The sequence below is a fragment of the Bradyrhizobium agreste genome (assembly GCF_016031625.1).
Lineage (GTDB): Bacteria > Pseudomonadota > Alphaproteobacteria > Rhizobiales > Xanthobacteraceae > Bradyrhizobium > Bradyrhizobium agreste.
This window is the reverse complement of the sequence record NZ_JACCHP010000011.1, coordinates 228,013-253,121: the sequence shown is the minus strand read 5'-3', so window position 1 is coordinate 253,121 and position 25,109 is coordinate 228,013. Positions and strand designations below refer to the sequence as shown.

Sequence of the window (25,109 nt, the reverse complement as noted above, 5' to 3'; positions counted from 1 at the left end):
CCGCGCTTTGTTCCATGCGGCGGAACGGAGTGGCATAAGGCCTAAAGATTACTCCGCCGGCGTGGATCAAAAATGGCTGGCGATGGCATTTGGTATGCCAGAAGCCAACTTGTCAAGCTGGTGCATGCCCCAGAACGCCGTAAAAAATAGGCAGCTTGACATTCTGGCATGTGGTATGCCAAAAACTTTCCCGTCAATATTCCTGTAAAAGACGACTCCCACTGGAGGAGATTCGTCGTGTCACTACGGAAACCAACCAAGGCGTTGCCGAACATGGCCGAGGCAGACATCGCAATCGTTCGAATTGCCCCGGAGAGCAGCTTCAAGAACAAGGCGTATGACGCCTTGAAGGAAGCCATCCTCAAGATGGACATCTATTCGACGCCCGAGCCGGTGATGCTGGACGAGCGCGCGTTGTCCGAACGCCTCGGCGTCAGCCGCACGCCGATCCGCGAAGCCATCGCGATGCTCGAGCAGGATGGTTTCGTGAAGACGGTGCCGCGCCGCGGCATCATGGTGGTGCGCCGGACCAAGAGCGAGATCGTCGACATGATCCGCGCCTGGGCGGCGCTGGAGAGCATGGCCGCCCGCCTCATCACCACCACCGCGCGCAAGAAGGATATCACGGCGCTGCGCGACTACTTCAAGGACTTCGGCAAGGACCGACTCCCTGAGGATCACGTCGAGGAATATTCCAAGGCCAACATTGCCTTCCACCAGGCGCTGATCTCGCTGTCGGAATCGCCGGTGCTGGTCGATCTCACCAACGACCTCCTCCTGCACGTGCGCGGCTATCGCCAGCTGACGATCGGCCGCAAGGACCGCACCGCGACGTCACTGCCCGAGCATCTCGGCATCATCGAGGCGCTGGAAGCGCGCGACACCGAGCTCGCCGAGAAGCGCGCCCGCGATCACACCCTCGGCCTTGCCGCTTACGTCGAAGCGCATGGCCAGGAACTCTTCACTTAAGCAACGTTCACCAGAAGGGCGAACCACTCGCCCCCAAAAGCCTAAAACGGCACCTTGAGACCAGGGAGACAAGGCCCATGCTGAATACCGCGACTAAGTCCGAAGCACCGGGCACCGAGCAGGAACTGACGGATGGTTTCCATCTGGTCATCGACGCGCTCAAGCTGAACGGCATCAACACCATCTACAATGTGCCGGGCATCCCGATCACGGATTTGGGCCGCATGGCGCAGGCCGCGGGCATTCGCGTGATCTCGTTCCGCCACGAGCAGAACGCCGGCTACGCCGCCGGCATCGCCGGTTATCTCACCAAGAAGCCCGGCGTCTGTCTCACGGTTTCGGCGCCCGGCTTCCTCAACGGTCTCACCGCCCTCGCCCATGCCACGACCAACTGCTATCCGATGATCCTGATCTCGGGCTCGTCCGAGCGCGAGATCGTCGACCTCCAGCAGGGCGACTATGAAGAGATGGATCAGCTCGCGATCGCAAAGCCGCTGTGCAAAGCGGCCTATCGCGTGCTGCACGCCCAGGACATCGGCATCGGCTTCGCCCGCGCCATTCGCGCCGCGGTCTCGGGCCGTCCGGGCGGCGTCTATCTCGACCTGCCGGCCAAACTGTTCGGCCAGGTCATGAACGCCGAGGCCGGCCAGAAATCGCTGGTCAAGGTGATCGACGCGGCGCCGGCGCAGATCCCCTCGCCGGCTTCGGTCAAGCGCGCGCTCGACGTGCTCAAGAGCGCCAAGCGCCCCCTCATCATCCTCGGCAAGGGCGCTGCCTACGCGCAGGCCGACGAGGAGATCAAGAGCTTCGTCGAGAAGAGCGGCGTGCCGTTCCTACCCATGAGCATGGCCAAGGGCCTGCTGCCCGACACCCATCCGCAATGCGCCGGCGCGGCCCGCTCGACGGTGCTGAAGGAGTCCGACGTCGTCATGCTGATCGGCGCGCGGCTGAACTGGCTGCTGTCGCACGGCAAGGGCAAGAGCTGGGGCGAGGCGCCGAAGAAGTTCATCCAGGTCGACATCGAGCCGAAGGAGATGGATTCCAACGTCGAGATCGTCGCGCCCGTCGTCGGCGACATCGGCTCGGTGGTCTCCGCCTTCAACCAGGCGATGGGATCGAGCTGGACCGCCCCGCCCGCCGAATGGACCAAGGCCGTCTCGACCAAGCGCGAAGAGAACGTCGCCAAGATGGCGCCGAAGCTCATGAACAACAAGTCGCCGATGGACTATCACGGCGCGCTCGGCGTCCTGAAGACCATCATCAAGGAGTATCCCGAGGCGATCCTCGTCAACGAAGGCGCCAACACGCTCGACCTCGCCCGCGGCGTCATCGACATGTACCGGCCGCGCAAGCGTCTCGACGTCGGCACCTGGGGCGTGATGGGCATCGGCATGGGCCAGGCGATTGCCGCCGCGCTCGAGACCGGCCATCCCGTGCTGGCGGTGGAAGGCGACTCGGCGTTCGGCTTCTCCGGCATGGAGGTCGAGACCATCTGCCGCTACAATTTGCCGATCTGCGTCGTCATCTTCAACAATGACGGCATCTATCGCGGCACCGACGTCAACGGCGCCAACTCCGATCCGGCGACCACCGTGTTCGTCAAGGGCGCGCGTTACGACAAGATGATGGAAGCTTTTGGCGGCGTCGGCGTCAACGCGACTTCGCCGGACGAGCTGAAGCGCGCCGTCAACGATGCCATGAAGTCCGGCAAGCCGACGCTCATCAACGCGGTGATCGATCCGGCCGCGGGCTCGGAGAGCGGCCGCATCGGCAACCTGAATCCGCAGAGCGTTCTGCAGAAGAAGAAGTAAGTCCACCCCTTCAACCCTTATTCCCTGTGGTTAGCAGGGGCCGACAGAGTACGGAGCAAGATGATGACCAAAGCGCTCGAGGGCGTTCGCATTCTCGACTTCACCCACGTCCAGTCCGGACCGACCTGCACGCAGCTGCTGGCCTGGTTCGGCGCAGACGTGATCAAGGTGGAACGCCCGGGCGTGGGTGACATCACCCGCGGCCAGCTGCAGGACATCCCGAACGTGGACAGCCTGTATTTCACCATGCTCAACCACAACAAGCGCTCGATCACGCTCGACACCAAGAACCCCAAGGGCAAGGAAGTCCTGACCGAGTTGATCAAGAAGTGCGACGTGCTGGTGGAGAATTTCGGCCCCGGCGTGCTCGACCGCATGGGTTTCCCCTGGGAGAAGATCCACCAGATCAACCCGAAGATGATCGTCGCCTCGATCAAGGGTTTTGGCCCGGGACCGTACGAAGACTGCAAGGTCTACGAGAACGTCGCCCAGTGCACCGGCGGCGCCGCCTCCACCACCGGCTTCCGCGACGGCGTGCCGCTCGTCACCGGCGCCCAGATCGGCGATAGCGGCACCGGCCTGCACCTCGCGCTCGGCATCGTCACCGCGCTGTATCAGCGCACCCACAGCGGCAAGGGCCAGCGCGTCACGGCCGCGATGCAGGACGGCGTGCTCAACCTCTGCCGCGTCAAGCTGCGCGACCAGCAGCGCCTCGCCCACGGCCCGCTCAAGGAATACAGCCAGTTCGGCGAAGGCATTCCGTTCGGCGACGCCGTGCCGCGCGCCGGCAACGATTCCGGCGGCGGCCAGCCCGGCCGCATCCTGAAGTGCAAGGGCTGGGAGACCGATCCCAACGCGTACATCTACTTCATCACCCAGGCCCCGGTCTGGGAGAAGATCTGCGACGTGATCGGCGAGCCCACCTGGAAGACCGATCCGAATTACGCCAAGCCGGCCGCCCGCCTGCCGCGCCTCAACGAGATCTTCGCCCGCATCGAGCAGTGGACGATGACGAAGACAAAGTTCGAGGCGATGGAGATCCTCAACAAGGACGACATCCCCTGCGGCCCGATCCTGTCGATGAAGGAGATCGCCGAAGATCAGTCGCTGCGCGCGACGGGCACAGTGGTCGAGGTCGACCACCCCACCCGCGGCAAGTACATCTCGGTCGGCAACCCGATCAAGCTGTCGGACTCGCCGGCGGAAGTGACGCGTTCGCCGCTGCTCGGCGAGCACACCGACGAGATCCTGCGCTCGGTGCTGGGCTTCAGCGATCACCAGGTCGCGGATATCCACAAGTCGGGCGCGCTCGACCCGCCGCAGAAGCAGGCCGCGGAGTAAGCGACACCCCGCGAACGAGATGAAGGGCCGCCCGAAAGGGCGGCCCTTTTTGCTCGTGAAGTCGCGCCGTCGCAGGGCTCGAACCAAAAAGTGGAAAAACAACCCCATGCACAGTAGCCATCCCCTTGGCATCAAAGGCATTTCTTTTTTAGCGAAATGAGGTTTGAGCCGTCGGGCAAAACAGGGGTATTATGTCATCATGGATGTCATGCCCGGAGTGCACGGCGAGAGGGAGATCACCATGTCACTGCTCGGCAAGGCGGCCGTCGCGATGTGGTGGAGCGTCCGCCCGGAGCAGCGCGCCGAGTTCGGCGATTGGCATTCGCACGAGCACTTTCCCGAGCGGATGAGCATTCCCGGCTTTCGGCGCGGATCGCGCTGGACCAGCACGACGGACGCGGAAGGTTTCTTCGTGCTCTACGAGCTGGAGCAATACGAAGTCCTCACCTCGAAAGAATATCTCGACCGGCTCAATGCGCCGACGCCGTGGTCGACGAAGATGATGCCGCACCATCTCGGCATGGTCCGTAGCCAGTGCCGGACCGTCGCAAGCTTTGGCGGTGGCGTGGCGGGATCGCTTGCGACGATCAGGCTGTCGCCGCAGGCCGGGCGGGAAGCGGAGTTGCAGGCGCACCTCATCGACACGCTCGCCGCATTGGCACAGCGGCCCGGGATGACAGGTGCCCACCTCCTCATCACGGACACGCCCCGCACGAGCGCGCCCACCACCGAGCAGCAGATCCGCGGCAAGGACGGCGCAGCCGACTGGATCGTGCTGCTGTCGGGGTACGATGCCGATGCGATGGAGGACGCGATCGCCGAACGGTTGTCGCCGTCGTCGCTTCACAAGACCGGCGCTTGCCAACACCCAACAAACGGCCGCTACAGGTTGGCATACACGATGACACCGCAGGACTTGGCGACGTAGGACCTGGCGACGTCGGACGTGCCAGCCCCTGCGCGCGTTGAGCCCGCGGCGTGGAGACCCGTTGACTTTTGTTACCTTGCCGCGGCTTGAAGTTTGCGCCCATCATTTAGTTGCAGACCGAACGATGAGCGCATCCTGAACTTACTTCGGCATCGGGCTCTTCTTGGAAGAATGTCCGCCAGGGGCGCTGCTGCCTGAGCCATCCGAGGCACCGGCGTCGGTCGAGGACGTGCCGGTCGTCATGCCGCCCTTGGTTTTGCTGCTGTCCTTCGTGGTGTCGCTTGTCCCGCCCACCCCAGCTTGCGCACCTCCCTGTGGCTGACTGGGCTGCGCCATTCCAGTGGATGCCATCATCGACGCGATCACCGCGCCCAGTATGAGCTTCCTGATCATCTGATCCGTCTCCTGTTGTCATCGCGGACAACAAGCCGATACGCCCCCTGTTCCTCACCCAGCGGTCAAATTCGAGCAGAGTTCCAGCAGCCGGCTGACGATGGCTCGCACAATCAGCTTGATGTCGCGAACGCCCGCCAGGCGTGATGGCAGTCCGGCAGGCCGGCACCCGCGACAAGAAAATTCGCAAGACCGTGTCGGATCGGCAGCATCCCGGTCGTCCTCGTGACATGAATGGGCCATAGACGCCGTCTCGGGCCCATCAACACCAGGGATAACAACCATGCCCAACACTGTCCGCCTGCATCGTGTTCTCGCCACCAGCCCGCAGAAAGTCTATCGCGCCTTCCTCGAGGCCGACGCGATGGCGAAATGGCTTCCGCCGAACGGCTTTACCTGCACGGTGCATCATTTCGAGCCCAAGGTCGGGGGCACGTTCAAGATGTCGTTCCGGAATTTCACGACGGGCCACGGCCATTCGTTCGGCGGCGAATTTATCGAGCTCGTCCCGAACGAACGCCTCCGCTACACCGACAAGTTCGACGACCCCAACCTACCGGGCCTGATCGAGGTGACCGTGATCCTGAAGAAGGTCTCGGTCGGCACCGAGATCGAGATCACGCAGTCCGGGCTGCCCGACGTCATTCCCGTCGAGGCCTGCTATCTCGGCTGGCAGGAATCGCTGCGGAATCTGGCGCGGCTCGTCGAGCCGGAGATCAACCAGTAGCGCAAAAGCGCTGGCAGGGCGGGGCACGGCGCTCTGCCCCGTTTCCCACCGACTCGCACCGCGTGTGCGGCCTTGATGTGCGTCAAACTGTCGGAAGGACAATGCGGTAGGAGCAGAAGTCTTCCCTGCGCGCGTCGGAGGCGAAATGATGCGATCTGCTGTCGAATGGTTGATCATTGCCGGTCTTGCCGCCGGCTTCGCCACCGCCGCCAAGGGCGAAAAGGTTGATATCGGCAAGGCGGAATTTCAGTCTTCGTGCGCGAGCTGTCATGGCGCCGATGGAAGGGGCAACGGACCCGTCAGCAGCCAGCTCAAGACCCGGCCTTCCGACCTGACCATGTTGAGCAAGAACAACAACGGGGTGTTTCCCGCCAACGCCGCTTACGAGACCATATACGGGTCGAAATCGGTCCCGGCGCACGGCACGCGTGAAATGCCGATCTGGGGCGAGCGGTTCAACCCCATCGTCAACCTGCCTCACGCCGTCGATTCCTATTACTGGCAAAAGGCAGGGCCGCAGCAGAACCCGGAGGTCGTCGTGCGGACTCGCATTCTCGCGGTGATCGACTACCTGAACCGAATTCAGCAGAAATAGCGATCGAACAGCAGCCTCGCCGCAGGGACGCGGCTCGCCGCTTGCTACGCCTTCGCGGCCCGCCCTCCGCCTGTCGTCCAACGGTCGGGATCGGGACTGTGCCCGATCAGCGCCAGGCCATAGGCGATCGACTCGAACTGGTCGCCGGACATCAGCCGCTCGTTGCCGAAGCGGTCGGCGAACAGCTTTCGAACCGCGGGCACGAACGAGGTGCCGCCGGTCAAAAACACCTTCTCCACCTCGCGCGAGGCGATACGGGCCTCGGCCAGCACCTTGTCGACGGTGGCACCTAACCGGGCAATGTCGTCGGCAATCCAGGCTTCGAATTGCTTCCGCGTGATGGCCGCGCCGATGTCGACGCCGCCGCCCTTGAAGCGGAAATCCACTTCGTCCTGCGCCGAGAGCGCGACCTTGGCGTCGGACACCGCGCGGTACAGCGCAAAGCCGAGGTCGAGATCGACGATGGTGATGAAATCCTCGAGCAGCTCCGGCTTCAGCGCGGTGCGCTGGAGCTCGCGGAGCTCGCGCAGATCGCCGTTGCTCTTCATCATCGCGAGCTGGTGCCAACGCGCCAGGTTCGTGTAGTGGCCGGTCGGAACCGGCAGCACCTTGTCGAACGAGCGGAAGCTGGAGCCCTTGCCGAGCCGCGGCGACACGACGTGGTCGACGATGCGATAATCGAAGGTATCGCCGGCCACGCCAATACCGGCGTGGCCGAGCGGCTCGGCCCGAAGCGTGCCGCCCGCGCGCGAGAAGCGCATCACGGAAAAGTCGCTGGTGCCGCCGCCGAAATCGGCCACCAGCACGGTGGCATCGCGGTCGAGCCTGCGGGCGAAGGAGAACGCCGCACCCACGGGCTCGTAGACATAGCGCGCGTGGCCGGCGCCCAAGCGCTCGAACGCGGCGCGGTAACGCTGCATCGCCAGCGCTTCGTCCGGATTGCCGCCGGCAAAGCGCACCGGGCGGCCGACGGTGATGTTCGCCGCCTCGAAGCCGAACTTCTCCCCGCCATGGCGCGCCAGCGTGCGCAGGAACGCCGCCAGGATGTCCTCGAACTTGTAGCGCTGCCGGAACACCTGCGTGGTGTTGAAGCTGGCGCTCGCCGCAAAGGTCTTGAACGATTGCAGGAAGCGGTAGACGTGGCGTCCTTCGAGGAACTGTTCGATCGCCCACGGCCCACCTTCGGCCTGGGCACCGGCGCCCGGCCGGTCCTCCCAGAAGCACAGGGCCGACACGTAGACGCTGTGGCGCTGCCCGCCATGGTCGAAGCGAATGGCCTCGACCCGGCGGTCGTCCGCCGCCAGCGCAACGACCGTGTTGCTCGTGCCAAAATCGATGCCGATCGAGACGGCGGGCGAGGCGCTCGACATGAACCACTCTGAATGATGACCGGAAAGAGGGGCAAACCACTAGCGGCTTTGCACTGCCCTGCCAAGCCTCCGGTCCATCATGGCCGCTCGCTGCGCAAGCAGGGTCGCCGAGCCGCGCAACGACCGCGGCTTATCAGCGTGGCGGCGCTTGCACTCCCGTCTCCCATCGCTTGACGAAGCCGCTCTTGCGCTCCTGCTCAGTCCAGGTGATAGCGCGACAGCGCGCGATGGGGCGGCATTCTCCGCCAAGGCAGAGCTTGCCGGAATCGCCTGAGACCTCGAGCTGACCGGTGCCCTGCGCTTCGAGCCCCTGATCGGGCGCGCCAGCAAAGATCTGACAGCTCAGCTCCGAGGTGCAACGCAGATGCAGGATGGGCTGAGGCGGCTCGGAACTGCCGACCTCGAAAAAGACGATCAATCCATCCGCGCCGATCCTGATCGGGCTCCTGACGCATCTTTCCCTGGTGATTTCAGCCGGCTCGTTCGGCGGACCAAAATTGCCGAACCACAGGCCGGCGATCTTGTCAGGCAGCCTCGCCGCCGCGAGCTTCGTCCACATCACTGCCGCGGCACCGCCTCCTGCGAAGATGCGCTGACCGTCCGCGCCGAACGCAATGGTTGCGGTGGCAGAATGATCGCCCTTCAGCACCGCGATTTCACCGCCACCGCCGGCATTCCAGAGCCGCGGGCTTCGATCACCGGATGCGGTGGCAATGCGCGCGCCATCGGGGCTGAAGACCGCATCGTTCACGTCGCTCTCGTGCCCCTTCAGGACGGCGAGCTCGCGGCCGGTGGCGGCATCGAAGACACGCGCCTCCTTTCCGGCGCTCGTGACGATCCGCGTGCCGTCCGGGCTGAAGGCGACGGAGCGGACCGGCGACTTGTGTCTGAGGACGCGCAGCGCGCGACCGCTTGCGGCATCCCAGCTGCGCGCAGTGTTGTCCTCGGACGCAGTGACGATGCGCGCACCGTCCGGGCTGAAGCGCGCCCTGATGGCCTTCGCGTCATGCCCGATCATGATCGCGATCTCGCGGCCGGTGGCGGCGTCCCACATGTGAACCGTACTTTCCCAGCAAGTCGTGACGAGACGTTTGCCGTCAGGGCTGAAGGCGGCGAAGATGACCGGCGACGGAGGCTGGAGCACGGCAATCTCGCGGCCGCCTGCAACATCGAAGATGCGTACGACATAGTCATCGGTTGACGTGGCGAGCCGCGTGCCGTCCGAACTAAAGGTGGCGGAGGCAACCCGCGATGGGTGCTCGAGCGCGGCGAGCTCGCGACCGCCAGCGATGTCCCATAGACGTAGCATCCGGTCGTCGGATGCCGTGACAAGGCGCGTGCCGTCAGGACTGAAGGCGACGAAGCGGATGAGGTCGTCATCCCCACCGCGCGAGCTCGGCACGGCGAGCGACGCGATTTCGCGGCCTGTGGCTGTTTCGCAAATGCGGACGATGCGTCCTTCGGTGGCGTTGGCGACCCGTGCTCCGCCCTCGCTGAAGGCGGCCGTCGATATTGTGACACTTTTCGTGCCGCCTTGCTCCGGAACCCCGCAGAAGGTGAATTTCGTCATTTGATAGATTTCGTCCGCGCTGGCAGCCGGGCCCCCAGCCGCGACGCCGACTCCTAGCAGAACGGCGACCACCCATACCGCCAATCGGAGACGTTGCATCTGCTTCTCCTCGGGCATGCTATTTCCAGGCGAAGATTGGACGCAGTCGCCGGCCAGCGTCGAGGGAAATCTATGAGTAATTGCATTGGGCGGTCCCCACCCGCATTAAGGGAGCATTATGCTGCAATGCGAAGGGCTAAATGCTGCTATGCAAACAAGAGCATGGACACTGGCATCTGGTATACATAAATTCTCCCCAGATGAGACAGCAACGTTGACCGTCTCGAGAAAGGGATTCCCGATGTCCAAGACCGCTTCCGTCGCTCTCGCCCCCTCCTCCTCGCTGTTCGCCCGCCTGATGGCCGCGATCGACAGTTTCCTGATGGCCAGCGCCGAAATCTCGAATCACAACGGCGACTTGCCGCGTTTCGGTCTGTAAGAGGGATCTCGAACCCTCAGGTTGGCAGATCCGCAGATACCTGGTTTGATCAAATGGCCCCGCTTCGGGGCCATTTTCTTTTGGTGTTCTAGCCCGGCTCGCGACCACAGCTGCGACGATTCGTCCGCCGACCCGCCCCCCGATCGGATTGTTTGTCTACTGGCATCTCGCATACCATTCTCGGACCAAGACGATTATGCAATCAAAAAGTACAAGAGGGAGAAACCTAGCGCGTGACGGGAACAGCCGCGGAACGCACGTACGCGAGCCCTCGGCGGAACCTTAGCCGAAAGGAGCGGATGCCGCGCGTTGTCCCTGCTCATAAAGTTTCTACCGGGACTGCCTTGGGAGAATCGGCCGCAAGGGCGACACCAGGCATCTGAATCGAGATGGGCTGACGCAAGCCGACAAAGAGCGGCTGCGTTGAGGTTCGACAGGGAGTGAAACAAGATGAAGCCATTCGTTGTGAATGTCGCCTTGGCGGCAATCGCGATGTCTTGCGCGAGCAGCACCGCAAGCCGTGCCGTCTGGGAGCCGGTCCGTCCGGTCGAGTTCATCGTGCCCGCGGGCACCGGCGGCGGCGCCGATCAGATGGCGCGCACCATCCAGGGCATCGTCACCAAGCACAATCTGATGAAGCAGCCGCTGGTCGTCATCAACAAGGCCGGCGGCGCAGGCGGTGAAGGCTTCCTCGACGTGAAGACCTCGTCGGGCAATCCGCACAAGATCATCATTACGCTATCGAATCTGTTCACGACGCCGCTGGCGACGGGCATCCCGTTCAACTGGAAGGATTTGACTCCGGTCGCGATGCTGGCGCTCGACGAGTTCGTGCTCTGGGTCAATGCCGAGAAGCCGTACAGCTCCGTCAAGGACTACATCGACGCCGTAAAGAAGGCCCCAAGCGGCTCGTTCAAGATGGGCGGCACCGGATCCAAGCAGGAAGACCAGATCATCACGGTCGGCATCGAGAAGGCGATCGATACGAAGTTCACCTACATTCCCTACAAGGGCGGCGGCGAAGTCGCCGTCCAACTCGTCGGCAATCACGTCGATTCAACCGTCAACAATCCGATCGAGGCGGTCGCGCAATGGCGCGGCGGCAAGCTCCGTCCGCTCTGCGTCTTCGACGCCCAGCCGATGGCCTATGACGAGCCGATCGCCGACGGCAAGGCCTGGAAGGACATTCCCACCTGCAAGTCGCAGGGGCTTGCGATGGAATATCTCATGCTGCGCGGCATCTTCATGTCGCCTAAGGCTACGAAGGATCAGATCGAATACTATGTCGAGCTGTTCAAGAAGGTCCGCGCCACGCCGGAATGGCAGGAGTTCATGAAGAACGGCGCCTTCAACACGACCTTCCTGACTGGTGCCGACTACGCCAGGTGGGTCGAGGCTGAGGAGAAGCGGCACGAAGGCCTTATGAAGGAGGCCGGCTTCCTCGCATCGCATTGAGCCACAGCATCGATGCCGGCCGAGGATGCTGGGCGTCCTCGGCCGGCAGCGACTGGAAAGACCGCATCTCCGCCTGGAGGCCTCATGACTGAACGATCCAGATCCGAATCCGGCCCCGCGCACAAGACGCTGGAAATCGGCATGGCGCTGCTGATCGGCGTGTTCGGCCTCATCGTGATCTTCGGTAGCCTGAAGGCCGGCATCAACTGGGGCGCGGAGGGGCCGCGCGCCGGCTTCTTTCCCTTTTACGTCGGCACCGCAATCGTCGGTGCGAGCGCCATCAACCTCTGGCATGCGCGGCGCGACCACGATGGCCGGCTGTTCGCGGAATGGGGGCAGCTGCGCCAGGTCATGAGCGTGGTCGTGCCGACCGCGATCTATGTCGGCTCGATGCCGTTCATCGGCCTTTACGTCGCCTCGATGGTCTTCATCGCCTGGTTCATGCGCTGGCTCGGCGGCTATCGCTGGCTGACGACGATCGCGGTGGCGGTCGGCATGCCGGTCGTGACCTATCTCGTTTTCGAGCGCTGGTTTCTGGTCCCGCTTCCGAAGGGACCGCTCGAGGAATGGCTCGGCCTGTAAGAGCCGCGCATTCATTCAGTTGCTGCTGCAGGACGTCTTGATATGGAAGAGTTGGCCAATCTGTTTCACGGCTTCGCGGTCGCCCTGCAGCCCTACAACATCATGCTGATGGTGATCGGCATCACGCTTGGCGTCATCATCGGCGTGCTGCCGGGGCTCGGCGGCGCCAACGGCGTCGCGATCCTGCTTCCGCTGACCTTCAGCATGCCGCCGACATCGGCGATCATCATGCTGTCCTGCATCTACTGGGGCGCATTGTTCGGCGGCGCCATCACCTCGATCCTGTTCAACATCCCCGGCGAGCCATGGTCGGTAGCGACCACCTTCGACGGCTTTCCGATGGCGCAGCAGGGCAGGCCCGGCGAAGCCCTGACGGCGGCCTTCACCTCCTCCTTCGTCGGTGCGCTGTTTGCCGTCATCATGATCACGCTGGTCGCGCCTCTGGTCGCAGGCTTTGCGCTGCGATTTGGTCCGGCGGAGAAGTTCGCGGTGTATTTCCTCGCCTTCTGCTCCTTCGTGGGCCTCAGCAAGGAGCCGCCGTTCAAGACCATCGCCGCGATGATGATGGGTTTTGCGCTTGCGGCCGTCGGACTGGACTCGATCACCGGGCAATTGCGGCTGACCTTCGGCGTCACGGAACTGCTCAACGGATTCGACTTCCTGATCGCGGTGATCGGCCTGTTCGGCATCGGCGAGATCCTGCTGACCATGGAGGAAGGCCTGGCCTTCCGCGGCGGCAGCGCGACCATCAACCTTCGCGTGGTACTGCAGACCTGGCGGGAACTGCCCGCCTATTGGATGACCTCGCTGCGCTCCTGCCTGATCGGATGCTGGATGGGGGTCACGCCCGCCGGCGCCACGCCCGCCTCCTTCATGAGCTACGGCATCGCCAAGCGCCTGGCGCGACGCGGCAACAATTTCGGCAAGGGCGAGATCGAGGGCGTGATCGCGCCGGAGACGGCCGCACATGCCGCCGGCACCTCGGCGCTGCTGCCGATGCTGTCGCTCGGCGTGCCCGGCTCGCCGACCGCCGCCGTGCTGCTCGGCGGGTTGTTGATCTGGGGCCTGCAGCCCGGCCCCATGTTGTTCGTCGAGCAGAAGGAGTTCGTCTGGGGCCTGATCGCCTCGATGTATCTCGGCAATCTCGCCGGCCTCATCGTCGTGCTCACCTGCGTGCCGATCTTCGCGGCGATCTTGCGCGTGCCGTTCGGCATCATCGCGCCGCTGATCCTGGTGCTCTGCGCGATCGGCGCCTATTCGGTGCACAACAGCACCTTCGACGTGATGCTGATGCTGGTGTTCGGGGTGCTCGGCTATCTCCTGAAGAAGTGCAATTACCCGCTCGCACCGCTCGTGCTCGCCATCGTGCTCGGCGACAAGGCCGAGGAAGCCTTCCGCCAATCGCTGCTGGGCTCGCAAGGTTCGCTCGGGGTGTTCTTCTCCAACGGCCTCGTCAGCACCATCATGGCGCTCGGCCTGGTCGCCCTGTTCTGGTCCGCGATCCAGGAAGGCTACAGCCGGCTGCGCACGTCGTTGGCGTGAGGCGGGAGGCGGGAGGCGGCGGAATGTGCATCGCTGCCATGGCCAGATTGCCGCAGCCCTAACTTCTGGAATACAGAATTCCACTACTAGCAGCGTTTCCAACCTGCCGCGGGCTGGCCGGCCCGACCGCTGCGCGGGTGGAAAACCTCCCCTTGCTCGGACTGCCAGCACGGCCCTGAAAGCCTCGCCACGAACCTGTGAGTCATTTGGAATCAATAGCTTGAGCGGCAAAGACCCTGGCCGCTGCCAACGCGGCGGAAGCGATGGGGGCTTTACAAATCCGCTCTCCTGGCGCATGTGAACAAGCCTGCGCTATTTCGCCGCACCCTTTCGTCCTCCCTTGAATGTTGGCATATGGCATACCAGGATGCACGCCAGCGCATGCATAAAAATGATCGGCGCGTTCGGGAGGGTTTTTGATGACGGACATGGTGCAGTCGGCAGCAGCGGCCCCTAGTGCCGCACGTGTAAGCGACACCTATCGCTGGGCGCAATTGGCGATCGGTGTGGCGGCGATGGTGATGATCGCCAATTATCAATATGGCTGGACGTTCTTCGTCCCCGACATCCAGAAGAAGTTCGGCTGGGATCGCGCCTCGATCCAATGGGCCTTCACGCTCTTCGTCTTGTTCGAGACCTGGCTGGTGCCGGTCGAAGGATGGTTCGTCGACAAATACGGCCCGCGCATCGTCGTGCTGGTCGGCGGCGTGCTCTGCGCCATCGGCTGGGCGATCAACGCACAGGCGACCTCGCTGAACGGCTATTATCTCGGCATGATCATCGCAGGCATCGGCGCCGGCGGCGTCTACGGCACCTGCGTCGGCAACGCGCTGAAATGGTTTCCGGACAAGCGCGGTCTTGCGGCCGGCATCACGGCGGCCGGCTTCGGGGCAGGCTCCGCGCTGACCGTCGCGCCGATCCAGGCCATGATCAAGGACAGCGGCTTTCAGACCACCTTCCTCTATTTCGGCCTCGGGCAAGGCATTATCATCTGCCTCCTCGCCTTCTTCCTGCTCGCGCCGAAGGCAGGCCAGGTGCCGAACGTGGTGGCGAATGCCAATCTGCTGCAGAGCCGCCGCAACTATCAGCCGACCGAGGTGCTGCGTCAGCCGATCTTCTGGCTGATGTACTTCATGTTCGTGATCGTCGGCGCCGGCGGCTTGATGGTGACGGCGAACCTGAAGCCGATCGCGGCCGACTGGAAGGTCGACAACGTCCCGGTCACGCTGATGGCGGTGACGATGACGGCGGTGACCTTCGCCGCCACGATCGACCGCGTGCTCAACGGCCTGACGCGTCCGTTCTTCGGCTGGATCTCCGACATGATCGGCCGCGAGAACACGATGTTCATCGCCTTCGGCATGGAAGGGTTCGGCATCTGGATGCTCTATCTCTGGGGCCACGATCCGGTCTGGTTCGTGCTGCTCTCGGGCTTCGTGTTCTTCGCCTGGGGTGAGATCTACTCGCTGTTCCCCTCGACCTGCACCGACACGTTCGGCGCCAAGTTCGCGACCACCAATGCCGGCCTGCTCTACACCGCGAAGGGCACCGCCGCGCTGCTGGTGCCGGTCGCAAACCTGATGCAGCAGTCGTCGGGGACTTGGAACAGCGTGTTCATCATCGCAGCCGGCGCCAACATCCTGGCTTCTCTGCTGGCGATCGCGGTGCTCAAGCCCTGGCGCAAGGTCGTGGTCGCGAAATCGACGATCTGACCTTCGTACATTTCAGCAAGCACGACGCCCGGCCTTACGGCCGGGCGTTTTCGTTTGACGCACAGGTCGCGCGTTCCCGCAGGGACGGGCCCATGCGCTTTGTTGAAAGGGAGTCCAAATAGAGGCTCCTTCTTTTGGCTCGCCAAACGTCAGCACTCCTGTCGCAAGATTTTTCGGATCCCCAAATCCAGCGCTTGACGATTGGCATTATGTATACCACACTTCGCCAACACTCACCCAGGGAGGTTGCAATGCTGGTCGGAGACATTCTGCGCAAGAAGACGCCGCGCGTTGTCACGGTGCGTATGAACGAAACGGTGGGGATCGCGGCCAAGCTGATGCGCGCCAACAATATCAGCGCGCTGGTGGTCAAGGATGTCGTCCGCTCCGAGGGCAACACCGCGGTCGGCATGTTCACCGAGCGCGACGTGGTGCGCGCGGTCGCCGAGCACGGCGCGGGCGCCGTCAACGTCAAGGTCTCCCAGCTGGTCTCTGTGCAGCAGCTGGTGTCCTGCACTTCCTCGGACACGATCGAGCACGTCCGGCATCTGATGAACCGTCATCACATCCGCCATCTGCCCGTGATCGACGATTACAGCCTCGTCTCCGTCATCAGCATGCGCGACATCGCTGCCGCCGTTGACGAAGCGACCAACTCGACGCCGCAAGCGGCATAAAGCGTCCCTCTTCCCCTGCGACTGCCGGCCCCGGCTTGGATCCCTCCGAGCCGGACCGGATCTTTCGTCCCAAAATCCGGTCTCTGCTCGCGAGGATTTCATGAAGATCTGCATCTACGGCGCCGGCGCGATCGGCGGATATCTCGGGGTTCAGCTCACGCGCGCGGGCGCCGACGTCAGCCTGATCGCGCGCGGCGCGCACCTTGCCGCCATGCGCGAGCTCGGCCTGATGCTGCTCGCGGGCGAGGAAAAGCACATTGTTCATCCGCGCTGCACCGATGATCCCACCGAGCTCGGCGTGCAGGACTTCATCATCATCACGCTGAAGGCCCATTCGATCACCGGCGTGATCGAAAAGATGCAGCCGCTGCTCGGGCCTCATACCCGCATCGTCACCGCCGTCAACGGCATTCCCTACTGGTACTTCTACAAGCACGGCGGCCAATACGAGAACTCGACGCTGGAGAGCATCGACCCCGGCGGCCGGCAGTGGCGCGAGCTGGGGCCCGAGCGCGCCATCGGCTGCATCGTCTATCCCGCCACCGAGATCGAGGCGCCCGGCGTGATCCGCCACGTCTACGGCAACAACTTTCCGCTCGGCGAGCCCTCGGGCGAGATCACCTCGGACGTAGCGCGCCTCGCCGACCTCTTCGTCGCCGCCGGCCTGAAAGCTCCGGTGCTCGACCGCATCCGCGACGAGATCTGGCTGAAGCTCTGGGGCAATGTCTGCTTCAACCCGATCAGCGCGCTGACCCACGCCACGCTCGACGTGATCTGCACCGATCCCGCCACGCGCGCGCTATCGCGCGCGATCATGGTGGAGACGCAAGCCATCGCCGAGACCTTCGGCGTCAAGTTCCGTGTCGACGTCGAGCGCCGCATCGAGGGCGCGCGCAAGGTCGGCGCGCACAAGACCTCGATGCTGCAGGATCTCGAGCGCGGCCGCCCGATGGAGATCGATCCGCTCGTCACCGTGGTGCAGGAGATGGGCCGACTCACCGGCATTCCGACGCCTGCGCTCGACTCGGTGCTGGCCATGGTGACGCAGCGCGCCCGCATCGCCGGTCTCTATGACGGCGTCTCGACACCGGCTGATCCGCGCGCACTGGCGCTGGCGTGATGACGAACGTGACCAAATGGGTGCGCTTCCGCCATGCCGGGACGACGGGTTTCGGCTCGCTGACGTCCTCCGGCATCACCGTGCACGAGGGCGAGATGTTCGGCCGCAACGCCACAACGGGCAAGATTTTGGCGCTGTCCGAGGTCGAGCTGCTGGCGCCCTGCGTGCCCAGCAAGATCGTCGCGCTCTGGAATAATTTCCACGCGCTCGCGGCCAAGCTGAACCAGCCCGAACCGCCGGAGCCGCTGTACCTGCTCAAGGCCACCACCAGCACCGCCGCACCCGGCGCCGTGATCCGCCGCCCCTCTTACTACGATGGCAAGACCACCTATGAGGGCGAGCTCGGCATCGTCATCGGCAAGACCTGCGCCCGCGTGTCGCCTGGCGAAGCCGATGCCTTCATCTTCGGCTACACCTGCGTCAACGACATCACCGCCAACGACATCCTGACGCGCGACCCCACCTTCCCGCAATGGGCCCGCGCCAAGGGCATCGACGATTACGGCCCGTTCGGCCCCGTGATCGCGACCGGTCTCGATCCCGCAAAACTCACAGTGCGCACCATCCTCAACGGCGCGGAGCGGCAGAACTACCCGATCTCGGACATGATCTTCAGCGCGCAGGAGCTGGTCAGCAGGATCTCCCACGACATGACCCTCTCGCCCGGCGACCTCATCGCGGTCGGCACCTCGGTCGGCGTCGGGGTGATGAAGGAGCCCGTGAACACGGTGACCGTCGCGATCGACGGCATCGGCGAGCTCACCAACGAGTTTCGGCTGTAGACTTTCTCGCCGCCGCAGCGCAGCAAAATCGATCCGGCGCAAATCGGCCGTCGCGGCCAAGGCTACCCTCCCGGCAAAAATTGATTTCTGATGCAAGGGAGGACGCAAATGACGAATGCCGGCAACGCACTTCTGTGGACGGCGCTGTACTTCGCTCTCTCGTTCGCCGCGATCTTCGTGGTCTGGTTCGCCGACAAGATGCGGTCGAACTTGCTTGGGAAGAAATAGCCTCCGGGCACGCTGGTTCGTCCTGGCACTGGCTGGCCGGCCCGGGTGCAAGCGGGCCGGGCACGGGGCGTGCACGTCACATGCGTCTGTCCGCAGCGCTTCGCGCTGGCTCCCCGCACGCTCCGGAGCCCGAGCCGGCTGTGGATCGTCCGGCCACAAAACGTCCTGCCTCGCCCCGGCCTCTTGATCTCGGTTCCGCTCTTCAATAGCAACACAGGATATTGTGCCGGCGTGAGGAATTCACGATGTGGCTGCTTTTCCTGGTTGCCTGGATCGCCCTGCTCGCCGTCATCGCAGTCTTTGCCCAGCAGGCGTTCGGTTACGACATCGCCCACCTGCCCGCCTGGTTCGAGGGCCTCTCCGCGCCGCAGCGGATTGCCAGCGGCGCAATCCCAATCCTTGCCCTGGTACTTATCGCCGGCTCCGCCTGGCAGCTCTCGCGGCAGGACCGCAGCCTGAAGACGCTCCGCGACCGCCTCAGGAAGACCCGCGAGGACGTCGTGGTCGCCCACGCCCTGCAGAACCACCTCGACGCCACCGTTCGGCATTTGATCGAGAGCGATCCCCGGGAAGCGGTCTCCGCACTCTACGACAAGCTGGGCGAGACCGAACGGCGCGCCCTGCTCCAGCAAGGCCGCAACGAATCCACCGACATGCACGACCAGCTCGCCGAAATCCGCCGCCGCCAGCAGGAGCTGCGCGAGATGGTCGGCAAGGTCGCCGATCAGCGCCGCGCCGTCGAGCCGGTCTTCACCGAGATCCGCGACCGCCAGAACCAGCTCGAACGCTCCCTGCACGACCTCGAGACCGACGACCGCAAGAACAATCTCGCCGATCGGCTCAAGGACATCGCACGCGACGTCTCAGCGCTGCTGACACGGGTGAGCGCGGTCCAGGAGACGTTTGCGACGCTGAACCGGTACAAGGAGGATCTGGCGAAATCTCACGCGGAGCTGGCGCCGCTGCGGTCGGCGGACGCCGGCATCAACGCGCTGATCGGCGAGCTCAGCCTCAGCCACGACCGCCTCGCCAAGAGCATCGACGAGCTCGACAGCGGCGGCGAGGCGCCGCTTCCCGCCCGCGTGGAGGCGCTGTCGAAGAACAAGACCGAGATCGAGCAGCGCCTCGCCCGCATCGACGACGATTTCAACATCCTGAAAGGCATCCGGCTCGATTTCGAGGAGCTCGGCCAGCGCCGGGCCCAGCTCGAGCGCTCGCTCGCCGATGTCGAGACGGATGCGGACGGCAAGACGCTGGCCGATCGCCAGAACGCGCTGAACGATTTCGTGCTCCAGTCGCGCCAGCGCCTCGGCGCGCTGCAGGAGACGCTGGCGACGCTGAACGCCTTCAAGGCCGAGCTGTCGAAGTCGCAGGCCGACCTCATTCCGCTGAAGGCGCCGGTGTTCGGCATCGAGGCCATGATCGCCGAAGTCGGCGCCACCCGCGACCACCTCGCCAAGACCGTCGGCGAGATCGAGGCGAACGCGGGCGTCACCCTCGATTCACGTGTCGATGCGCTGACGAAAAGCAAGCGCGAGGTCGAAGACCGCCTCGCCCGCGTGTTCGAGAATTTCAACGCGCTCGATGCTCTTCGCAAGGACATCGGCGGCATCTTCGCGACGATCAGGAATAGCCTCAACCGGATCGGGTGAATCTTTCGTAGGATGGGTAGAGCGCAGCGAAACCCATCATCGTCTCTCCTCGCGCTGATAGCCGATGGGTTTCGCTGCGCTCTACCCATCCTACGGCCGAGACGGCCGAAACATCCAGACACATCACATCTGCGCGCGTCCGATCAATGCCGCCAACATGTCCCGCGCGCGCCGCAACTTGGACGCATTCGGTCGCCCTTTTGGAAGGCGTGTCTGGGGGCACGGCATGGCCGTGTTTGGACCAAACCTTCTAGGGGTATCGCTGTGAAGAAGATTGTATTTGCTCTGGGTGCCACGCTTGCTTTTGCGACGGCCGCGAACGCTGCAGATCTGCCGCGCCGGCAGCCCGTGCCGGTCTACCCGGCCGAGCAGGCGCCGATCGGCAAGATGCCGATTGGCAAGAGCCCGGTTGGAAAGGCCCCGATCGGCAAGGCGCCGGGCCCGGTCGCCGCGCGCTACTGAAACGCGTCAGACATTTGCGGCCAATGGTCGAGGGGGAATAACGTGACGAACCAAGCTGGTCGATCGGGATCCTGCATCCTCGCGGGCTTCGCTCTTGCGGCTATGCTCTCGTGCACGACGCCCTCGGCCTCGGCCCATGAAGCCGACAGGCGCGCTGCCGATGCGACCGCGCTTGCCACGAGCGACACCGCCGCGCGACCTCAGCCGCAATCGACGCGGCGCTCCCTCGCGCGTGCGGAGAAAGGCCCCTACTACGTCGACTTCCGCGCGCGCACGGCTGCGAGCTGGGGCCATGCCTTCGTCTGGTACGGCAAGACCAGCGAGAAGGCGGTCGAGGTTGCGGGCCTGACGCCGGCCGGCGATACGCTAGCCTACGTGCTCGGTCACATCACCTTCGTGCCATCCGAGACCGGTGCCAGCTACGGCGATCTCGATCCGGAATATCTGACCGCGAGCTATCGGGTCTACCTGAACGAAGCCGACGCCAAGCGCGTGTTCGCCTATATCAAGGAGTTGCAGGCCAGCTCTCCGGTCTGGAATGCCGAGACCATGAACTGCACCGGCTTCATCGGCGACATCGCGGAGTTCATGGGATTGAAGGTCCCGCATCGCTGGCAGCGCCCGGAAAACTTCGTCAACAGCCTCAAGGAAATGAACGGCGGGCGCCAGATGGTGCGGTTGTCGGCGAAGTAGCTGGCAGCCTCGGTTATCCGTGCCCCGGACGCAGCGCAGCGTCCCTTCGACGATGCGCTGCAGAGCCGGGGCCCATCTCTCAAAGCATTCGCGGAACGTGGGTCCCGGCTCTGCGCAGCAACGCCATAAGCGCGTTCACGCGCGTCTTCGACGCGCTATGGGCGTTGCAGCGCGTCCGGGACACGAGACCATCTAAATTATCCGCCCGGCGGAATCTCCTCGCGTTCCGCATGATCGACCGGACGGCTGCGCAATAGACTTTTCCCACCCCCAGCGGCATCCTTCCCGCCAGTCGATGGATAACGGAGCGCCACGCGGGCCGCGGGGGAAACAGATCATGTTGCAGACACGCTTCACCAAACTCGTCGGCGTCCAGCACCCGATCGTGCAGGGCGGCATGCAATGGGTCGGGCGCGCCGAGCTGGTGGCGGCCGTCGCCAATGCCGGTGCGCTCGGCTTCATCACGGCGCTGACCCAGCCGACGCCGGAGGATCTGACCAAGGAGATCGCGCGCTGCCGTGACCTCACCGACAAGCCGTTCGGCGTCAACCTCACCATCCTGCCGGCGATCAAGCCCCCGCCCTATGCGGAATACCGCGCCGCGATCATCGAGGCCGGCATCAAGGTGGTCGAGACCGCCGGCAACAAGCCGCAGGAGCATGTCGACGAATTTAGGAAGCACGGCGTCAAGGTCGTGCACAAATGCACCAGCGTCCGTCACGCGCTCTCGGCCGAACGCATGGGCGTCGACGCCATCTCGATCGACGGCTTCGAATGCGCCGGTCACCCCGGCGAGGACGACACGCCCGGCCTGATCCTGATTCCGGCGGCCGCCAACAAGATCAAGATCCCGATGATCGCCTCGGGCGGCTTTGCCGATGGCCGCGGGCTCGTCGCGGCGCTGGCGCTGGGAGCCGAGGGCATCAACATGGGCACCCGTTTCATGGCCACCAAGGAGAGCCCGATCCATCAGCTCATCAAGGAGAAGATCGTCGCCAATGACGAGCGCGAGACCGAGCTGATCTTCCGCACCATGCGCAACACCTCGCGCGTGGCCAAGAACGCCGTCTCGACCAAGGTCGTCGCCATGGAGAAGGAAGGCGCCAGGTTCGAGGACATCCGCGAGCTCGTCGCCGGCGCCCGCGGCAAGATGGTCTATGCCACCGGCAATTCCGACGAAGGCATCTGGTCGGCCGGCCAGGTGCAGGGCCTGATCCAGGACATCCCGAGCTGCGCCGAGCTCATCTCCCGCATCGTGCGCGAGGCGGAGGCGATCATTCGCAGCCGGCTGGAGGGAATGATCGTTCAGCCACAACGCGAAGCAGCGGAATAGTCACTGCAACACGTGAGAGCATTGCATGAAAGCCTACGTCTACGGCCCTGAAGGCGCGAGGATTTCCGACGTTGTTCAACCGAAACCGAAGGGCACGCAGGTGCTCGTCCGTGTCCGCGCCTGCGGCCTCAACCGCGCCGACACAGGCATGCGCAAGGGCCACGCCCATGGCGCGGCCGGCGGCGCCGGCACTGTCCTCGGCATGGAATGGGCCGGCGAGGTTGCCGAGCTCGGGCCCGACGCGAAGGGCGTGAAAGTCGGTGATCGCATCATGGGATCGGGCGCTGCGGCATTTGCCGAATATACGCTGGCCGATCACGGCCGGCTGTTTCACGCGCCCTCGAACATGAATTTCGAGGAGGCCGCCACTCTCCCCGTCGCGCTTGCGACCATGCACAACGCCGTCGTCACAATCGGCGGGGTGCAGGCTGGCCAGAGCGTACTGGTCCAGGGCGCGAGCTCCGGCGTCGGCCTGATGGCGATGCAGATCGCAAAGCTCAAGGGCGCCAAGCTCGTGATCGGCTCGTCCACCGATGCCTATCGCCGCGGCCGGCTCAAGGAGTTCGGCGCCGACCTCGCCGTCGACAGCTCCGATCCGAAATGGGTCGACGAGGTGCTGAAGGCGACCAACGGCGAAGGCGTCGACCTCGTCATCGACCAGGTCTCGGGCAAGGTCGCCAACCAGAACCTCGCCGCGACCAGTGTCAAGGGCCGCATCGTCAATGTCGGCCGCCTCGGCGGCACCCACGCCGACTTCAATTTCGACCTGCACGCGGCCCGCCGCATCGACTATGTCGGCGTCACCTTCCGCACCCGTACCATCGAGGAGGTCCGCGAGATCTTTGCAGAGGTTCGCAACGACATCTGGGGCGCGGTGGAATCGCGCAAGCTGCAACTGCCGATCGACAAGGTGTTCGCGTTCGACGACATCGACCGGGCGTTCGAGCACATGGAAGCGAACAAGCATCTGGGGAAGATCGTGGTGAGGGTTTAGGAAGCGGCAACCGTCATTCCGGGGCGGCTCGAAGAGCCGAACCCGGAATCTCGAGATTCCGGGTTCGCCTTCGGCGCCCCGGAATGACGGGCGAGAATGTATTCCGCTCCTGCAACTCACTTGCGACTACGGCTGTGGATCGTCGCTTGATGTCCCACACGGGGCTGCTAAATCCCCGCCATGACACCCCAGCACGATAAAACCTCGGTCGCGGCCATCTCGATCTTCGCCAGCGGCGGCATGGCGGCGGCCAAGTTCGCGGTCGGGATCGCGATCGGCTCGCTGGCGCTGATCTCGGAAGCCCTGCATTCCTCGATCGACCTGGTTGCGACCATCGTCACCTGGGCGGTGGTGCGGGTATCCGACAAGCCCGCGGACGAGGAACACCATTACGGCCACGGCAAGCTGGAAAGCATCTCCGCGCTCGGCGTCACTGCCCTGCTCTACGTGCTCGCCGGCGGCATCCTGGTCGAAGCCTATAGCCGGCTGCGCGAGGGAACCCCGCCGCCGACCATCTCGGCCGTGCCGTTCGCGGTGCTGGTGATCGATATCGCCGTCAATCTCTGGCGCGCCCGCGCCCTGCACCGTGCCGCGCGGGAGACCGGGAGCCAGGCGCTGGCGGCCGACGCGCTGCATTTCGCCTCGGACGTGATGGGCTCCTGCGCCGTGATTGCAGGCCTGATCCTGGCTGGGCTCGGCTTCTGGTGGGGCGACGCCGCCGCGGCCGCAGCGGTTGCCGTGATGATCGCAGCGCTGGGCCTGCGCATGGCCGGCTCGACCGTGCAAACGCTGGTCGATCGCGCCCCCGAAGGCGCGCAGGAGAGGGCCACAGCCGCGATCCGGGGCGTGCCGGGCGTGATCGACGTCGAACGCTTGCGCGTGCGCATGGTCGGAGCGACCACGTTCATCGACACCATCGCGAAGGTGCCACGGACCTATCCGATCGACCGGGTCGAGGACATCAAGCGCAACGCGCAAGCCGCCGTCGCCAAGGCTTTCGGCGATTCCGACCTCACCTTCGCCGCAGTGCCGGTCGCGCGTGACAACGAAACCGTGCGCGACCGCATCATGGTGATCGCGCGCAATTCCGGGCTCGCGGTCCACCACGTCACGGTGCACGATCTCGGCGCCAAGCTGATCGTCGGCATCGACCTCGAAGTCGATGCCGACATGCAGCTCGAGGCCGCCCACGACGTCGCCAACACGCTGGAGCGCAACATCCAGGAGGAGTTCGGCGAGGACGTCGAGGTCGACGTTCACATCGAGCCGTTAGAACCGGAACTGCCGTTCGGCGTCGATGCCGCGCCCGAGAGGGTGCAGACCATCGCCGCCGCACTGGCCGAGTTCGCCGGCGAAGGCGAGATCCACGACATCCATAATGTGCGGGTCCGCAACACCGACGCCGGCGAGATCGTCAACTTCCACTGCCGCGCGGCACCGTCGATGAGCGTGATCAAGGTGCACGAGCATGTCGACGCGATCGAGCGTGCGTTGCGGCGCGCCTTCCCGAGCGTGAAGCGCGTCATCAGTCACGCCGAGCCGCCGCGGGCGTGATGAAGAATGCGCGGCGAGTCACACGTTCCCGTTTCGGACTCGTTGCACCCGTGCGTTTGCGGACACGCGATGCACAAACTGCGCGTTGGATAAGAATAATTTCGCGTTAACGATTCGTTGACTCTCGACAGCCCGCGAAAA

24 protein-coding genes are annotated in these 25,109 nt (G+C 64.3%); 20 read left to right on the top strand and 4 right to left on the bottom strand.

Features of this window, described 5'->3' with window-relative positions; translation table 11 throughout:
• The first annotated feature begins 273 nt into the window (after positions 1-273).
• The 4 genes from HZZ13_RS18150 (at position 274) to HZZ13_RS18135 (ending at position 5,049) form a co-directional block, all read left to right on the top strand.
• Positions 274-969: a GntR family transcriptional regulator gene (locus HZZ13_RS18150; RefSeq protein ID WP_197961106.1), complete on the top strand. Its 696-nt coding sequence runs from the start codon at positions 274-276 to the stop codon at positions 967-969.
• A 77-nt stretch (positions 970-1,046) separates the two neighbouring features.
• Positions 1,047-2,780, top strand: coding sequence for an oxalyl-CoA decarboxylase (gene oxc / locus HZZ13_RS18145; RefSeq protein WP_197960904.1), 1,734 nt, complete (start codon positions 1,047-1,049; stop codon positions 2,778-2,780).
• 63 nt (positions 2,781-2,843) lie between these two features.
• Positions 2,844-4,121 carry a formyl-CoA transferase gene (gene frc / locus HZZ13_RS18140; RefSeq protein WP_197960903.1) on the top strand — a complete coding sequence of 426 codons (1,278 nt, stop codon included), beginning with the start codon at positions 2,844-2,846 and terminating at the stop codon, positions 4,119-4,121.
• A gap of 241 nt (positions 4,122-4,362) precedes the next feature.
• Complete coding sequence (locus tag HZZ13_RS18135) at positions 4,363-5,049, top strand: hypothetical protein (RefSeq protein WP_197960902.1); 687 nt, start codon at positions 4,363-4,365, stop codon at positions 5,047-5,049.
• Between the two features lie 141 nt (positions 5,050-5,190).
• Here the strand turns inward: HZZ13_RS18135 and HZZ13_RS18130 are convergent, their stop codons facing one another.
• Positions 5,191-5,442: a hypothetical protein gene (locus tag HZZ13_RS18130; RefSeq protein WP_197960901.1), complete on the bottom strand. Its 252-nt coding sequence runs from the start codon at positions 5,440-5,442 to the stop codon at positions 5,191-5,193.
• A 283-nt stretch (positions 5,443-5,725) separates the two neighbouring features.
• Here HZZ13_RS18130 and HZZ13_RS18125 point away from each other — a divergent pair, with 283 nt between their 5' ends.
• Entirely contained in the window at positions 5,726-6,169 is a 444-nt protein-coding gene (locus HZZ13_RS18125; protein WP_197960900.1) for an SRPBCC family protein, read from the top strand.
• Positions 6,170-6,314: 145 nt separating this feature from the next.
• Positions 6,315-6,764 carry a c-type cytochrome gene (locus HZZ13_RS18120; protein ID WP_197960899.1) on the top strand — a complete coding sequence of 150 codons (450 nt, stop codon included), beginning with the start codon at positions 6,315-6,317 and terminating at the stop codon, positions 6,762-6,764.
• 44 nt (positions 6,765-6,808) lie between these two features.
• Here HZZ13_RS18120 and HZZ13_RS18115 read toward each other — a convergent pair whose 3' ends face one another.
• Positions 6,809-8,134: an Hsp70 family protein gene (locus HZZ13_RS18115; protein WP_197960898.1), complete on the bottom strand. Its 1,326-nt coding sequence runs from the start codon at positions 8,132-8,134 to the stop codon at positions 6,809-6,811.
• A 133-nt stretch (positions 8,135-8,267) separates the two neighbouring features.
• Positions 8,268-9,704 (bottom strand): WD40 repeat domain-containing protein, encoded by a 1,437-nt coding sequence (locus HZZ13_RS18110; protein WP_197960897.1) that lies wholly within the window; start codon positions 9,702-9,704, stop codon positions 8,268-8,270.
• 340 nt (positions 9,705-10,044) lie between these two features.
• On the opposite strand from HZZ13_RS18110, the gene HZZ13_RS18105 reads away from it, so the two are divergent.
• From HZZ13_RS18105 to HZZ13_RS18090, 4 genes are all read left to right on the top strand, one after another.
• Positions 10,045-10,182: a hypothetical protein gene (locus tag HZZ13_RS18105; RefSeq protein ID WP_167406555.1), complete on the top strand. Its 138-nt coding sequence runs from the start codon at positions 10,045-10,047 to the stop codon at positions 10,180-10,182.
• 450 nt (positions 10,183-10,632) lie between these two features.
• Entirely contained in the window at positions 10,633-11,637 is a 1,005-nt protein-coding gene (locus HZZ13_RS18100; RefSeq protein WP_197960896.1) for a Bug family tripartite tricarboxylate transporter substrate binding protein, read from the top strand.
• Positions 11,638-11,721: 84 nt separating this feature from the next.
• Positions 11,722-12,219: a tripartite tricarboxylate transporter TctB family protein gene (locus HZZ13_RS18095; protein ID WP_197960895.1), complete on the top strand. Its 498-nt coding sequence runs from the start codon at positions 11,722-11,724 to the stop codon at positions 12,217-12,219.
• A 42-nt stretch (positions 12,220-12,261) separates the two neighbouring features.
• Positions 12,262-13,761 (top strand): tripartite tricarboxylate transporter permease, encoded by a 1,500-nt coding sequence (locus tag HZZ13_RS18090; protein ID WP_197960894.1) that lies wholly within the window; start codon positions 12,262-12,264, stop codon positions 13,759-13,761.
• Between the two features lie 202 nt (positions 13,762-13,963).
• On the opposite strand, the gene HZZ13_RS18085 is transcribed toward HZZ13_RS18090, so the two are convergent.
• A complete protein-coding gene (locus tag HZZ13_RS18085) occupies positions 13,964-14,191 on the bottom strand; it encodes a hypothetical protein (protein ID WP_197960893.1) in 228 nt (75 codons plus the stop codon).
• On the opposite strand from HZZ13_RS18085, the gene oxlT reads away from it, so the two are divergent.
• The 10 genes from oxlT to HZZ13_RS18035 all read left to right on the top strand — a co-directional run bounded on the left by oxlT (position 14,181) and on the right by HZZ13_RS18035 (position 24,968).
• Entirely contained in the window at positions 14,181-15,473 is a 1,293-nt protein-coding gene (oxlT, locus tag HZZ13_RS18080) for an oxalate/formate MFS antiporter (protein WP_197960892.1), read from the top strand. The genes HZZ13_RS18085 and oxlT overlap by 11 nt on opposite strands.
• 251 nt (positions 15,474-15,724) lie before the next feature.
• Positions 15,725-16,150: a CBS domain-containing protein gene (locus tag HZZ13_RS18075; protein WP_197960891.1), complete on the top strand. Its 426-nt coding sequence runs from the start codon at positions 15,725-15,727 to the stop codon at positions 16,148-16,150.
• 100 nt (positions 16,151-16,250) lie between these two features.
• Positions 16,251-17,270: a 2-dehydropantoate 2-reductase gene (locus HZZ13_RS18070; protein ID WP_197960890.1), complete on the top strand. Its 1,020-nt coding sequence runs from the start codon at positions 16,251-16,253 to the stop codon at positions 17,268-17,270.
• The gene (locus tag HZZ13_RS18065) at positions 17,270-18,052 is read left to right on the top strand and encodes a fumarylacetoacetate hydrolase family protein (RefSeq protein ID WP_197960889.1); all 783 of its coding nucleotides are present in this window, start codon (positions 17,270-17,272) and stop codon (positions 18,050-18,052) included. The genes HZZ13_RS18070 and HZZ13_RS18065 overlap by 1 nt, the downstream gene beginning before the upstream one ends.
• Before the next feature lie 473 nt (positions 18,053-18,525).
• Positions 18,526-19,932 (top strand): coiled-coil domain-containing protein, encoded by a 1,407-nt coding sequence (locus HZZ13_RS18060; protein WP_197960888.1) that lies wholly within the window; start codon positions 18,526-18,528, stop codon positions 19,930-19,932.
• 264 nt (positions 19,933-20,196) lie between these two features.
• Entirely contained in the window at positions 20,197-20,394 is a 198-nt protein-coding gene (locus HZZ13_RS18055; RefSeq protein WP_210349405.1) for a hypothetical protein, read from the top strand.
• A gap of 42 nt (positions 20,395-20,436) precedes the next feature.
• Entirely contained in the window at positions 20,437-21,087 is a 651-nt protein-coding gene (locus HZZ13_RS18050) for a hypothetical protein (protein WP_197960887.1), read from the top strand.
• A 337-nt stretch (positions 21,088-21,424) separates the two neighbouring features.
• Positions 21,425-22,420, top strand: coding sequence for an NAD(P)H-dependent flavin oxidoreductase (locus HZZ13_RS18045; protein ID WP_197960886.1), 996 nt, complete (start codon positions 21,425-21,427; stop codon positions 22,418-22,420).
• A gap of 25 nt (positions 22,421-22,445) precedes the next feature.
• Entirely contained in the window at positions 22,446-23,414 is a 969-nt protein-coding gene (locus HZZ13_RS18040; protein ID WP_197960885.1) for a quinone oxidoreductase family protein, read from the top strand.
• A 180-nt stretch (positions 23,415-23,594) separates the two neighbouring features.
• Positions 23,595-24,968, top strand: a complete 1,374-nt coding sequence (locus HZZ13_RS18035) for a cation-efflux pump (protein WP_197960884.1) — start codon at positions 23,595-23,597, stop codon at positions 24,966-24,968.
• Positions 24,969-25,109: the final 141 nt, after the last annotated feature.

What these genes read in the sequence shown, in the direction of transcription:
- HZZ13_RS18150 (WP_197961106.1), top strand. Translation starts at nt 274, where the DNA reads ATGGCCGAGGCAGACATCGCAATCGTTCGAATTGCCCCGGAGAGCAGC.
- oxc (WP_197960904.1), top strand. Translation starts at nt 1,047, where the DNA reads ATGCTGAATACCGCGACTAAGTCCGAAGCACCGGGCACCGAGCAGGAA.
- frc (WP_197960903.1), top strand. Translation starts at nt 2,844, where the DNA reads ATGACCAAAGCGCTCGAGGGCGTTCGCATTCTCGACTTCACCCACGTC.
- HZZ13_RS18135 (WP_197960902.1), top strand. Translation starts at nt 4,363, where the DNA reads ATGTCACTGCTCGGCAAGGCGGCCGTCGCGATGTGGTGGAGCGTCCGC.
- HZZ13_RS18130 (WP_197960901.1), bottom strand. Translation starts at nt 5,442, where the DNA reads ATGATCAGGAAGCTCATACTGGGCGCGGTGATCGCGTCGATGATGGCA.
- HZZ13_RS18125 (WP_197960900.1), top strand. Translation starts at nt 5,726, where the DNA reads ATGCCCAACACTGTCCGCCTGCATCGTGTTCTCGCCACCAGCCCGCAG.
- HZZ13_RS18120 (WP_197960899.1), top strand. Translation starts at nt 6,315, where the DNA reads ATGATGCGATCTGCTGTCGAATGGTTGATCATTGCCGGTCTTGCCGCC.
- HZZ13_RS18115 (WP_197960898.1), bottom strand. Translation starts at nt 8,134, where the DNA reads ATGTCGAGCGCCTCGCCCGCCGTCTCGATCGGCATCGATTTTGGCACG.
- HZZ13_RS18110 (WP_197960897.1), bottom strand. Translation starts at nt 9,704, where the DNA reads ATGACGAAATTCACCTTCTGCGGGGTTCCGGAGCAAGGCGGCACGAAA.
- HZZ13_RS18105 (WP_167406555.1), top strand. Translation starts at nt 10,045, where the DNA reads ATGTCCAAGACCGCTTCCGTCGCTCTCGCCCCCTCCTCCTCGCTGTTC.
- HZZ13_RS18100 (WP_197960896.1), top strand. Translation starts at nt 10,633, where the DNA reads ATGAAGCCATTCGTTGTGAATGTCGCCTTGGCGGCAATCGCGATGTCT.
- HZZ13_RS18095 (WP_197960895.1), top strand. Translation starts at nt 11,722, where the DNA reads ATGACTGAACGATCCAGATCCGAATCCGGCCCCGCGCACAAGACGCTG.
- HZZ13_RS18090 (WP_197960894.1), top strand. Translation starts at nt 12,262, where the DNA reads ATGGAAGAGTTGGCCAATCTGTTTCACGGCTTCGCGGTCGCCCTGCAG.
- oxlT (WP_197960892.1), top strand. Translation starts at nt 14,181, where the DNA reads ATGACGGACATGGTGCAGTCGGCAGCAGCGGCCCCTAGTGCCGCACGT.
- HZZ13_RS18085 (WP_197960893.1), bottom strand. Translation starts at nt 14,191, where the DNA reads ATGTCCGTCATCAAAAACCCTCCCGAACGCGCCGATCATTTTTATGCA.
- HZZ13_RS18075 (WP_197960891.1), top strand. Translation starts at nt 15,725, where the DNA reads ATGCTGGTCGGAGACATTCTGCGCAAGAAGACGCCGCGCGTTGTCACG.
- HZZ13_RS18070 (WP_197960890.1), top strand. Translation starts at nt 16,251, where the DNA reads ATGAAGATCTGCATCTACGGCGCCGGCGCGATCGGCGGATATCTCGGG.
- HZZ13_RS18065 (WP_197960889.1), top strand. Translation starts at nt 17,270, where the DNA reads ATGACGAACGTGACCAAATGGGTGCGCTTCCGCCATGCCGGGACGACG.
- HZZ13_RS18060 (WP_197960888.1), top strand. Translation starts at nt 18,526, where the DNA reads ATGTGGCTGCTTTTCCTGGTTGCCTGGATCGCCCTGCTCGCCGTCATC.
- HZZ13_RS18045 (WP_197960886.1), top strand. Translation starts at nt 21,425, where the DNA reads ATGTTGCAGACACGCTTCACCAAACTCGTCGGCGTCCAGCACCCGATC.
- HZZ13_RS18040 (WP_197960885.1), top strand. Translation starts at nt 22,446, where the DNA reads ATGAAAGCCTACGTCTACGGCCCTGAAGGCGCGAGGATTTCCGACGTT.
- HZZ13_RS18035 (WP_197960884.1), top strand. Translation starts at nt 23,595, where the DNA reads ATGACACCCCAGCACGATAAAACCTCGGTCGCGGCCATCTCGATCTTC.